The sequence below is a fragment of the Burkholderia sp. 9120 genome, assembly GCF_000745015.1.
Lineage (GTDB): Bacteria > Pseudomonadota > Gammaproteobacteria > Burkholderiales > Burkholderiaceae > Paraburkholderia.
The window spans coordinates 70,777-82,733 of the sequence record NZ_JQNA01000002.1; the positions used below are offsets into that span (position 1 = coordinate 70,777).

Annotated in this window: 9 protein-coding genes; 5 read left to right on the plus strand and 4 right to left on the minus strand. The window is 64.5% G+C overall.

Annotated elements, in window-relative coordinates; genetic code table 11:
• Positions 1-86: 86 nt before the first annotated feature.
• Positions 87-839: an IclR family transcriptional regulator gene (locus FA94_RS08705; protein WP_035561669.1), complete on the minus strand. Its 753-nt coding sequence runs from the start codon at positions 837-839 to the stop codon at positions 87-89.
• A gap of 142 nt (positions 840-981) precedes the next feature.
• The gene (locus FA94_RS08710; RefSeq protein ID WP_035549744.1) at positions 982-1,818 is read right to left on the minus strand and encodes an IclR family transcriptional regulator; all 837 of its coding nucleotides are present in this window, start codon (positions 1,816-1,818) and stop codon (positions 982-984) included.
• Positions 1,819-2,041: 223 nt separating this feature from the next.
• On the opposite strand from FA94_RS08710, the gene FA94_RS08715 reads away from it, so the two are divergent.
• Both FA94_RS08715 and FA94_RS08720 read left to right on the plus strand, forming a co-directional pair.
• Positions 2,042-3,697, plus strand: coding sequence for a GMC family oxidoreductase (locus tag FA94_RS08715; RefSeq protein ID WP_035549747.1), 1,656 nt, complete (start codon positions 2,042-2,044; stop codon positions 3,695-3,697).
• A 217-nt stretch (positions 3,698-3,914) separates the two neighbouring features.
• A complete protein-coding gene (locus FA94_RS08720) occupies positions 3,915-5,222 on the plus strand; it encodes an MFS transporter (RefSeq protein WP_035549751.1) in 1,308 nt (435 codons plus the stop codon).
• A 94-nt stretch (positions 5,223-5,316) separates the two neighbouring features.
• Here FA94_RS08720 and FA94_RS08725 read toward each other — a convergent pair whose 3' ends face one another.
• Positions 5,317-6,081 (minus strand): IclR family transcriptional regulator, encoded by a 765-nt coding sequence (locus tag FA94_RS08725; protein WP_035549754.1) that lies wholly within the window; start codon positions 6,079-6,081, stop codon positions 5,317-5,319.
• A gap of 204 nt (positions 6,082-6,285) precedes the next feature.
• On the opposite strand from FA94_RS08725, the gene sauS reads away from it, so the two are divergent.
• From sauS to FA94_RS08740, 3 genes are all read left to right on the plus strand, one after another.
• Complete coding sequence (gene sauS, locus FA94_RS08730) at positions 6,286-7,731, plus strand: acylating sulfoacetaldehyde dehydrogenase (RefSeq protein ID WP_035549756.1); 1,446 nt, start codon at positions 6,286-6,288, stop codon at positions 7,729-7,731.
• Positions 7,728-9,407: an AMP-binding protein gene (locus tag FA94_RS08735; RefSeq protein WP_035549759.1), complete on the plus strand. Its 1,680-nt coding sequence runs from the start codon at positions 7,728-7,730 to the stop codon at positions 9,405-9,407. Before sauS ends, FA94_RS08735 begins: the two co-directional genes overlap by 4 nt.
• Before the next feature lie 189 nt (positions 9,408-9,596).
• Positions 9,597-10,979, plus strand: a complete 1,383-nt coding sequence (locus FA94_RS08740; RefSeq protein ID WP_035561673.1) for an MFS transporter — start codon at positions 9,597-9,599, stop codon at positions 10,977-10,979.
• 15 nt (positions 10,980-10,994) lie between these two features.
• Here the strand turns inward: FA94_RS08740 and FA94_RS08745 are convergent, their stop codons facing one another.
• Entirely contained in the window at positions 10,995-11,915 is a 921-nt protein-coding gene (locus FA94_RS08745; protein ID WP_035549762.1) for an NAD(P)-dependent oxidoreductase, read from the minus strand.
• Positions 11,916-11,957 lie beyond the last annotated feature (42 nt).

Below are 11,957 nucleotides of genomic sequence, written 5' to 3' on the forward strand. Positions count from 1 at the left end.
GCGCGCCAACATACGCACAACGCACGCTTAACGCAGGCACGTGCGCGAAGTTTGCGCCTCACGCACCTCCCGCGCCCCACACCGCGTCAGAAGGTCTTGGCGAGTTCTCTAGCCGCTTCCTGAAGCCGCGGCACAAATTCCAGCGTCCGTGACAGCGGCGCGCGCGACACCGGCGCATGCACGGCGATCGCCGCGATACACGCACCGCTGTCATCCACCACCGGCGCCGCGACGCACACAATACCGGCCAGAAACTCTTCGTTATCGATCGCGATGCGCTTGTGCGCGGTGCGATCGAGTTCCGCCTCAAGTAACTCCGGATCGGTAATCGTGTTCTGCGTGAAGCGTTCGAGCTTCAGCGCGCGCACCAGCGCCGAGCGCTGTTCGCGCGGCAGCATGGACAACAGCAGCTTGCCGCTCGCGCTGCAATACGCGGGCACGTGCGAGCCTGGTTTGAGATCGAGGCGCAACGGCCAGGGCGCTTCCATGCGGTCGAGGTAGAGCACCTCGGTTTCATGCAGCATCGTCAGATTGCAGGTTTCGCCGAGATCGGCCACCAGCCGCGCGAGGATCGCGTGACGCAAGCGCCGCGTGCCCGGATGCATCACCACGCCCAACGCGAGTTGCGCGAGGCGCGGCCCGATCACATACGCGTTCTTCTGCCCCGGTTCGCGGATCACCAGGCCGCCGGCCTCCAGCGAGGCGAGCATGCGATGCAACGACGCCTTGGGCAGCGCGACGTCTTGCGCGATGTCGGCGAGCGACACCGGGCCGTCGGTATTGACGAGGTGTTCGAGCAGCGCGAAGGCGCGCAGCGTCGGGGTATCCGCTTTGGTCATGCCTGCCGTTCCGGAAAATGGATCGGCGTCATTGTACCGTTCCGTTCCGGGCGGCCCGGCCTTCGCACGCGCGGTTTGCGCGGCGGCGGAAGCGTCGGCGGATACGTGGCCCGGATCGTACGGATCGCTCATCGGCAAGGCGTCAGCGGTCATGGTTCGCGTGCTCCATGGAGGTCGTGGCGGACAACAGCGGCGCGAGCTTCAGCGCCGCCTCCTTGAGCCGCGGCACGGTCTTCAGCAGATCGTTCAGACTCGCGCGCGCGGTGGGCGCGTGAATCGCCAGTGCCGCCAGCAGATGCGTGCCGCTCGCGTCGCGCACCGGCACCGCGACCGCCACCATGCCGCGCACCAGCTCTTCATTGTCGATCCCGATACCGCGCACCGCGAGCCGGTCGAGTTCCGCTTCCAGCAGATTCATCTCCGTCAGCGTGTTCTGGGTTTTGCGTTCGAGCGTCAGCCGCGCCAGCATCGCGCGACGTTCTACGGGCGGCATCTGCGCGAGGAACAGTTTGCCGCTGGCGGTGCAGTGCAGCGGCACGCGGGTGCCCGGTTGCAGATGCAGGCGCAACGGCTCGGCGGTTTCCACACGCTCCAGATACAGCACCGTGTCGCGGTCGAGCGCGGTCAGGTTGCAGGTCTCGCCGAGCGCATCCACCAGCGCGCGTAGCAGCGAGCGGCAGGCGCGCCCGAAGGTGTTGTTGGCCAGCGTGGTGAGCGCGAGTTGCGCCGCTTTCGGCCCCAGCGTGATGCCGCGATCCGTGCCGCGCGAGTCGGGCAGATGCGTGACATAGCCCTGCGCTTCGAGCGATTCGATCAGGCGCATCAAGGTGGCTTTGGGAATGTGCAGGCGCAGCGAAAGTTGCGACAGCGAATACGGCTGTCCCGCCGCCGCCAGTTGTTCGAGCACCGCCAATGCGCGCAACGCCCGTGAATCTTCGGTGAGGGGTTCGCTGCGTGGGGACGGGCAGTGTGCCTGCATACGCTTCCTTGCTGTCGATCGAGGAGTGCCCGGCGTCCGCGACCGTTGCGCAGCGGGGCGGTCATTGCGAAAACTGAAACAAAAAATCGTGTTTCTGTTTCACATGGGCCGATCTTAGCGGGAATTTCTTGAACAAGAAACCGGCTGAACATAAATTTCAACGAAACATACCGGTTTTTATAAAACGCTCGCAATTCAGGTTGCGTGATCGGAGACACGTCACATGGCAGATCGATTCGACTTCGTGGTCGTCGGCGCGGGTTCAGCGGGCTGCGTGCTCGCCAACCGGCTTTCCGAAGGCGGCCGCTACTCGGTGTGTTTACTCGAAGCCGGCCCCGCCGATCGCTTCATGTGGATTCATATCCCCATTGGTTATGGCAAGACGATGTTTCACCCGGTCTATAACTGGGGCTTCTATACCGATCCCGATCCGAACATGCACAATCGCCGGCTTTACTGGCCGCGCGGCCGCACGCTCGGCGGCAGCAGTTCGATTAACGGCCTGATCTATGTACGCGGCCAGAAAGACGATTACGACCAGTGGGCGCGGCTCGGCAATCGTGGCTGGAGCTGGAACGAATGTCTGCCGTATTTCAGGCGGCTGGAGCACAACGAACTCGGGGAAGGGCCGACGCGTGGCGTCGACGGGCCGTTGTGGGCCTCGACCATCAAGCAGCGGCATGAACTGGTCGACGCGTTTATCGCGGCGTCCAATTCGTTAGGCGTGGCAAGCGTCGATGATTTCAACACGGGCGATCAGGAAGGCGTCGGCTATTACCAGTTGACGACTCGGCGCGGCTTCCGCTGTTCCACGGCGGTGGCCTATCTGAAGCCTGCGCGGCAACGCAAAAACCTGCACGTCGAAACGGATGCGATGGCCTCGAAAATTCTGTTCGAGGGCACCCGCGCCTGTGGCGTGCAATACCGGCAGCGCGGCGAACTGCGGGAAGTGCGCGCGAATCGCGAAGTGATCCTGACGGCCGGCGCGCTGCAGTCGCCGCAGTTGCTGCAACTGTCAGGCGTGGGACCGGCCGCGCTGCTGCGCGAATTCGGTATTCCGGTGGTGGCCAATCGGGCGGGTGTCGGCGGCAATCTGCAGGACCATCTGCAGATCCGTCTGATCTATGAAGTCAGCAAGCCGATCACCACCAACGATCAACTGCGATCGTGGACGGGCCGCGCAAAAATGGGCCTGCAATGGGCGTTGCTGCGCAGTGGCCCGCTGGCCGTCGGCATCAACCAGGGCGGCATGTTCTGCCGCGCGTTGCCGCAGGAATCGCCAACGCCGGATATCCAGTTCCATTTCTCGACGCTATCGGCGGATTCGGCGGGCGGCAACGTTCACGCGTTTCCCGGCTGCACGTATTCGGTGTGCCAGTTGCGTCCCGAATCGCGCGGCGCGGTACGGATTCGCAGTACCGATCCGCGTGAAGCGCCGTCGATCCAGCCGAATTATCTCGACACCGAGTTCGACCGTCGCACGACGATTGCCGGCGTGCGCTTTGCGCGCCGCGTCGCGGCGGCCGAGCCGATGGCTGGTCTGATGAAGCGCGAAGTCCGGCCCGGCGCGGACGCGCAGACCGACGACGAATTGCTCGAGTTCTGCCGGGAATACGGACAGACAATTTTCCATCCGTCTGGTACAGCGAAGATGGGGACGGCCGGCGATCCGCTCGCGGTGGTCGACGAGCGTTTGCGCGTGTACGGCACGCAGGGCTTGCGCGTGGTGGACTGTTCGATCATGCCGACGCTGGTGTCGGGTAATACGAATGTGCCGATCGTGATGGTGGCGGAAAAAGCGTCGGACATGATTCTCGACGACGCGCGCGGCGTCGATCGCGGCGCGGCGGTGGCGCCCGCGGCGAAGGTGGCGGCTTAGAAGTTTGCAGGTGCAATACAGCAGGTGCAACACAGCAGATGCAAAACAACGCGGCCGAAACGCGCCGCGCAATGCAGTCGCGAGCCCGCCGTTTCACGAACGGCTCGCTGTCTGCCAACAACACCCCCGGAGGAGACAACTGGGGTTTTCGTCCGGCCGCCTGTGAGCACGAGTGCTGAACACAAGTGGCATGGCCGTCCATTGAGGAGCAACTGCTATGGCAATCGATCCCCGTACTATCCGGCGCGTGGCCTTCGCCAGTGTGATCGGCGCAACCGTCGAATGGTATGACTTTTTCCTGTACGGCGTGGTGGCCGGCATCGTCTTCAACAAGCTCTATTTCCCCGCCAGCGATCCGCTGGTGTCCACGCTGCTCGCGTATTCGACCTTCGCGGTCGGGTTCGTCACGCGGCCGCTGGGCGGCGTGCTGTTCGGCCACTTCGGCGACAAGATCGGCCGCAAGTCGGCGCTGATCCTGACGCTGATCATCATGGGGATTTCCACGGCCGGCGTCGCATTCGTGCCAACGTATGCGCAGATCGGTATCTGGGCGCCGATTCTGCTGTTGTCGCTGCGCGTATTGCAGGGCATTGGTCTCGGCGGCGAGTGGGGCGGGGCGGTGCTGATGGCGTACGAATACGCGCCGCCCGAAAAGCGCGGGCTCTACGCGAGCTTGCCGCAAATCGGTCTGTCGATTGGCCTCTGTCTCGCGTCGGGGATGGTCGCGAGTCTGTCGCGCCTGCTGCCCGAAGCGGCGTTTCTGTCATGGGGCTGGCGGATCGCGTTCGGCGCGTCGCTGGGGCTCGTGGTGATCGGCCTGTATATCCGCTCGAAAGTGATGGAAACGCCGGAATTTATGGCCCTCAAGCGCGGCGGACGGGAAGCCAGGATTCCGTTCATCGATATGATCACGCGCTATCGTAGCGAGGTGATGCTCGGCATGGGCGCACGGTATATCGACGGCGTGTTCTTCAATGTCTTCGCGGTGTTTTCGATCGGTTACCTGACGCAACACGTCGCGATGAGCCGAACAGATGCGTTGCTCGGCGTAATGATCGCGGCTGCCGTGATGTGCTTCTTCATTCCGCTGTTCGGCAGTTTGTCGGACCGGATCGGCCGCGCGAAGGTGTATTTCTGGGGTTCGCTGATTTGCGGCATCTCGGTGTTTCCGTCGTTCTGGCTGATCGAAATGCAGCCGGGCAACACGCTGCTGATCTGGACCGCGATCGTGATTCCGTTCGGCATTTTCTACGCGATGGTCTATGGTCCGGAGGCCGCGCTGTTCGCCGAACTGTTCGACGCGAAAGTCCGCTATACCGGCATCTCGTTCGTGTATCAGTTCTCGGGCATCTTCGCGAGCGGCCTTACGCCGATTATCGCGACGATCCTGATGCGCCTGAACGGCGGCAAGCCGTGGACGGTGTGCGCGTATGTGCTGTTCTCGGCGCTGGTGTCGGCGTTGTCGGCGCGTGCGATAGAGCGGAGACGGGCGGGGGCGTTCGATTCGGTGGTGCACGCGCAGTGAGCGGGCGGGCGTGCCCAGCTAGCGTGTAAGTCGCAGCGCGTGTTTGTGCCTATATGTTCGCGGTGCCGCGCTTGCGCGCTGAGTCATGACCGCCTCACTCGCGAAACGTTTTCGCGGTTTCCTCCGCCGCGTAACGCAGATCGGGCACGAAGGCGAGCAGATCGTCGAGCGTGACGCGGCCCACCGGCGCCTGGACCGCAATCGCCGCGCACGCGCGATTGCGGTCCAGCATCACCGGCACGGCGATTGCAATCAGCCCTTGCAGATGCTCCTGATTGTTGATCGCGAGCAGGCGCCGCCGTGTGGTCGTCAACTCCTTGCGCAACGCGTCGCGGTCGGTGATGGTCCGTTCCGAATAGCCGCGTAGCGGCAGCGTTTCAATCACGCGTTCGCGCCGATCCTTCGGCAGAAAACTCAGCAGCAGTTTGCCGCTCGCCGAGCAATGCAGCGGCACGTGCGAGCCCGGTTGCAAATGCATCCGCAACGGCCATTCGGTTTCGACGCGGTCCACGTAGACCACGTCGTTGCCGGACAGCATGGTCAGATTGCAGGTCTCGCCGATCTTCGCCACCAGCTGTTCGAGCAAAACGTGCCGCGCCGCAGCAGGCCCCGCGTGCATCAGCACGTTCACGGCCAGCATCCGCACGCGCGGCGAGCACTCGTACAGACGGTCGCCCGCGCCACGCGTGACGAGCCACGCGTCCATCAATTGCACGAGAATGCGGTGCACGGTCTGCTTGGGCAGGCCGAGCGCGTTGACGAGCTCCGTCATCGACAACGGGCCGCCCGCTTCGGCCAGCGTTTCGAGCACGCGAAACGCGCGCACCGCCGCTGCATTCGACTGATTCGACGTCGACATTCCGCTTCCTTGCCCACGTGGCTATAAGTCTGATTTTGCATCGGATTGAACGGTTTTCGGGACTGTGGAAAGTACCGAATTCCGCACTTTCCGATGCGCGCGAAAGCGTTGCGACGCTTAGCGCGAAAAACGGGACTTCGGTCTGCGTGCCGGTGGCTAGATTGGTAGCACTGCAATCGAAACCGCTATCCGGAGCATACCGATATGAACGTCAGGGCCACAGGAGCCGAAATCGCGGGCGAACGCACGGACGGCGAAGCCGAACGTGTGGTTGCCGCACTCGTGGCGAAAGCGCGCGCGGCGCAGCGCGTTTTCGAAAGCGCGGGGCAGGAGGCGCTCGACACCGCTGCCGCCGCGGCAGCGTGGGCCATCATGGAGCCGCAGCGCAACCGCCAACTGGCCGACCTCTCGGTGCGCGACACCGGCCTCGGCAACGCGGACGACAAGTTCCGCAAGAACTATCGCAAGACGCTGGGTTTGCTGCGCGATCTGCAAGGCGAGAAAACCACCGGCGTGATCGCGCGCGACGACGCCAGCGGGATCGTCGAGATCGCTCGCGCAGTTGGCGTGGTGGCGGCGATCACGCCGTCGACCAATCCGGCCGCGACGCCGGCCAACAAGATCATCAACGCACTCAAATGCGGCAATGCGGTCATCGTCGCGCCGTCGCCGAAGGGGTATTCGTCGTGCGCGCTGCTGATCGGGTTCATTCACGCGCAGTTCGCCAAAGCCGGGCTCGACCCCGATCTCGTGCAGATGCTGCCCGCGCCGATCAGCAAGGCCGCAACCGCCGCGCTGATGCGGCAGTGCGATCTGGTGGTCGCCACCGGTTCGCAGGCGAATGTGCGGATGGCGTATGCGAGCGGCACGCCCGCGTTCGGCGTGGGGGCGGGCAATGTCGCGTCGATCGTGACTGCCTCCGCGGATCTGCATGATGCGGCGCAAAAAATTCTGCGCTCGAAGACCTTCGACAACGCCACGAGTTGCTCATCCGAAAACAGCATCGTGATCGAAGAGGCCGTTTATCAGCCGATGCTGGCCGAATTGACTGCCTGTGGCGGCATCCTGCTCGACGCTGCGCAGAAAGCCCGCCTACAGGCGGCGATGTGGGTCAACGGCAAGCTCTCCGAACACTGCACCGCGAAATCCGCCGAGGTCGTCGCCCGCGTGGCGGGTCTGGATGAGATAGCCGAGCGGCATCCCGCATTTTTGATGGTGGAAGAGAGCGGCGCCGGCAGCGACTATCCGTTCTCCGGCGAAAAACTCTCGCCGGTGCTGACCGTCTATCGCGCGGCGAATTTCGACGCCGCCACCGATGTGGTGCGCGACATCTACGCCTACATGGGCGCCGGCCATTCGGTCGGCCTGCATTCGAGCGACGCGGCGCAAGCCGTGCAACTCGGCGTGAGCTTGCCGGTGGCGCGCGTGATCGTGAATCAGGCGCATTGCCTCGCGACCGGCGGCAACTTCGACAACGGCCTGCCGTTTTCACTGTCGATGGGCTGCGGCACGTGGGGCCGCAACAACTTCTCGGGCAACCTGGGTTTCCGCCACTACCTGAACACGACGCGGGTCGCGTACCCGATCGAAGAGCGCGTGCCGGATACGGACGACCTGCTCGGCGACTTCTTCGCGAGGTACGGTCGATGAACACGCCCGCCACGCTCCGCGCGCTGATCGACGAGCGCGCCGCGCAGTATCCCGACAAGCCTTTTCTGCTGGCCGCGCTCGACGACGAAGAAACGGTCGCCCCCGAGCGTCGTGCGACCGTGCTGACGTTCGGCGCATTGCGCGACGATTGCCGCGTGCTGGAGACGCGTTTCAGGGACGCCGGACTGCGGCCGGGCGACGTGATTTCGGTGTTCATGGGCAACGGCATCCAGACCGCGCGGCTGTTGCTTGCCGCGATGTACAGCGGGCTGGTGGCGAATCCGCTGAATCTGTTGTGCCAGCCGTCGCAGGTGCGCTACATCGTCGGGCACTCGGATACGCGGATGATCTTCGCCGCGCGCGACACGCACGCCACGATCGAAACGGCGCTCGCCGCTCTGCGCGCCGAAGGGCTGACGCGCGAGATCGCGTTGATTGAAACGGAACCGGACGATCCGGCGCCGCCGTTGCTGATGCGATGCGAGCCTGCGTTGGCGGAAACCGGAGCGCACAACGCTGCGCTGGCTGCGGCGTCGGCTTTGACTTCAGCTTCCACTCCGCTTGCGCCGCGCAGCGTCCCGCACCTTGTTACCGACGAACCCACCGACGCCTCGACCGAACCCGCCGCCAGCGACGTCGCGTTGCTGATGTACACCTCAGGCACCACCGGCACGCCCAAAGGCGTGCTGCTGACTCACCGCAATCTGGTTGCGAACGCACGCAACATTACCGCCGAACATCGGCTGAACGCGGACGATCGCGTGCTCGCGTCGCTGCCGCTTTATCACATCAACGGTCTGGTGGTGACGCTGCTCGCGCCGCTGTTTCACGGCGGCTCGGCGGTGATGACGCCACGGTTTTCCGCACGCACCTTCTGGCGCGATGTCACGTTGCATGCGTGTACGTGGATCAACGTGGTGCCGACCATCGTCGCCTATCTGCTCAATGCCGATGAAGCCTGCACCTACGATCTGGCCGCGCTGAAGTTTTGCCGCAGCGCGTCGGCGGCGTTGCCGGCCGACCATCATCGCGCGTTCGAGGCGCGCTTCGGCATCGGCGTGATCGAAACGATGGGGATGACCGAAACCGCCGCGCCAGTGTTCAGCAACCCGTACGAGATGGAGCGGCGGCGGGTGGGCAGCATCGGCCTGCCTTCGGGCGGCGAAGCGCGCGTGATCGATCGCGAGGGGCGCGACTGCGCCGCCGACGAATGCGGCGAGCTGATTCTGCGCGGCGAACAGGTGATGGGCGGCTACTACAAGCGCCCCGAAGAAACCGCCGCCGCGTTCACCGCCGATGGCTGGCTACGCACCGGCGACCTCGGTTATCGCGATGCGGACGGTTACTTCTACATCAACGGCCGCGCGAAGGAACTGATTATCAAGGGCGGCGAAAACATCGCGCCGCGCGAGATCGACGAGGCGTTGCTGCGTCATCCGGGCGTGCTGGATGCCGCAGCGGTCGGCGTGCCCGATCCGGCGTATGGGCAGGACATCGTCGCCTTCGTGGTGCCGCGCCTGAACGACGGACGCGCCGCGCCCGATCCGGCCGAACTCCGCGAGCACTGCCTGCGCGAACTGGGCCGCTACAAGACGCCGAAGGAATTCCGTTTCGTCGACGAATTGCCGCGTGGGCCGTCGGGCAAGGTGCAGCGATTGAAGCTGGTGCCCACGTGAGTGACGTTGAAGCAGGGGCGTTGAAGCAGAGGCGTCGAGCCACGCGGAAAAGTGCCGAAGGGCCAGAGAGCCGATGAACCGCGCACCGCATCGCGCCAGCAGTCGCAGCAGAACGGCAGCATCGAACGGCGGTTGATCGACACCGCTCTCGACACACAAAAGACAGCAACTACGTTGCATGGAGACAGCATGGAAACGCGCATCCGGCGTATCAAAACACGCCATATCATCCTGGCGGTCATGTGTCTGATGTACTTCATCTCATACATCGATCGTGTGAACATTGCCGTAGCCGGTCCGTTGATCCGTCATGAGATGGGCCTCACCACGGTTCAGCTTGGCCTGGTGTTCTCGGCCTTCGCGTACCCGTACGCGGCAATGCAGATCGTCGGCGGCTGGCTCGCCGACAAGTTCGGGCCGAAGCTGGTGCTGACCGTGCTGTCGCTGATCTGGGGCGTGGCCACGCTCGCCACCGGTTTCGCGGGCAGCGTGACCATGCTGGTGCTGATGCGCTTCGCGCTCGGCATCGGCGAAGGCGGTGCGTTTCCGACCGCCACCCGTGCATTTACCTACTGGATGCCGGTCTCGGAACGCGGCTTTGCGCAGGGCATCACGCACAGCTTCGCGCGCCTGGGCGGCGCCGTCACGCCGCCGCTCGTGCTCGCGGTGGTGGCCACCGGCGGCTGGCGCGATGCGTTCATCCTGCTCGGGATCGCCAGCCTCGCGTGGACGGTGCTGTACCTGTTCGTGTTCACGAACTCACCGGAGCAGAACCGCCGCATCACCCCCGAAGAAACCAGCGAAATCGGCTACCACACCGGCGATTGCGACCGCGCGAAACACGCGGCGACGCCGTGGCGCAAACTGATTCGGCGCATGTGGCTCGTGACCTTCGTCGACTTCTGTTATGGCTGGCTGTTGTGGGTGTATCTGACCTGGCTGCCGTCGTATCTGCGCGAATCGCGCGGCTTCGATCTCAAGCAACTGGCGCTGTTCACCGCGTTGCCGCTGCTGGCGGGCGTGGTGGGCGATACGCTCGGCGGCGTGGTGTCGGACAAGCTGTTCAAGATCACCGGACGCCTGCGCTTTGCGCGCTGCGCGGTGCTGGTGGTCGGCATGGGCGGATCGCTGGTATTTCTGGTGCCGATGGTGTCCGCCACGAATCCGCTCACCGCCGTGTGGTATCTGTCGGCGTCGTTCTTCTTCCTCGAAATTACCAATCCGGTGCTCTGGACTTTGCCGCTGGATATTGCCGGTAAGTACGCGGGCACGGCCGGCGGCATGATGAATACCGGCTTCGGCGTGGCGGGGATGATTTCGCCGGTCGTGTTCGGCTATCTGATCGAGAAGACCGGCAGCTACAACGTGCCGTTCACGATTTCGGCGGGGCTGCTCGCGGTCGGCGTGCTGGCTGCGTTGTTCATCGACACCAGCAAGACCGTCGAGGCCGACGAGGAACGCGAACGCGCCATCGGTGCGCCGCTCGATGGAATGCCCGCGTTTCTGCATGCGGGGCCGGCGGTGCGGCTGGAGCGGCACCACTTGCGCCGGCCGTTGCGGTGGTGGAAGTGAGGGCCGGGCGCGCGCTTACTCAACAGCCGGTTTAAGCGCCCGCAAACGCCAGATCAGACTCGACGTGTCGAACCGGTTGCCGCCCAGCGCCTGCACGTCGGCGTAAAACTGGTCGACGAGCGCGGTCACCGGCAGCGACGCGCCATTGCGTTTCGCTTCATCCAGACAGACGCCCAGATCCTTGCGCATCCAGTCGACGGCAAAACCGTAATCGAACTTGCCGTCGATCATGGTCTTGCCGCGGTTGTCCATCTGCCAGCTCGCCGCCGCGCCTTTGCCGATCACCTGCAGCACCAGCGGCATATCGAGGCCCGCGATCTGGCCGAAGTTGATCGCCTCCGCCAGTCCCTGCACCATGCCCGCAACGCAAATCTGGTTGACCATTTTCGCGAGCTGACCCGCGCCGGCGGGGCCGATCAGCGTGACGGCCGCCGCGTAATGCGCGAGCACGGGCGATGCCTCGTCGAACACCTCCGCTTCGCCGCCGCACATGATCGTCAGCTTGCCGTTCTGCGCGCCGGCCTCGCCGCCGGAGACGGGTGCATCGATGAAATGCAGGCCTTGACCGCTCGCCAGTGCCGCGAGTTCACGCGCGACGTTCGCCGACGCGGTCGTGTGATCGACGAACGCGGTATTCGCCGCCATGCCGGCAAACGCGCCGTGCTCGCCGAGTACGACGCTGCGCAGATCGTCGTCGTTGCCGACGCAGGCGAGGATCAGCTCCGCGCCGTCGGCGGCTTCACGCGGCGTGCGTGCCGCGCGGCCGCCGTATTCGGCGACCCATTGATCCGCTTTCGACGCGGTGCGGTTGTACACGGTCACGTCGAGGCCAGCCTTCGCGAGATGGCCGGCCATCGGATAACCCATCACGCCGAGGCCGAGAAACGCGACGCGACGAATGGCGGGGCGGGAAGGGTGGGTGGCGGGATGGCTCATGGAGGGCTCCTTGAAGTGGCGTCGGAAAACGGCATCATGCCC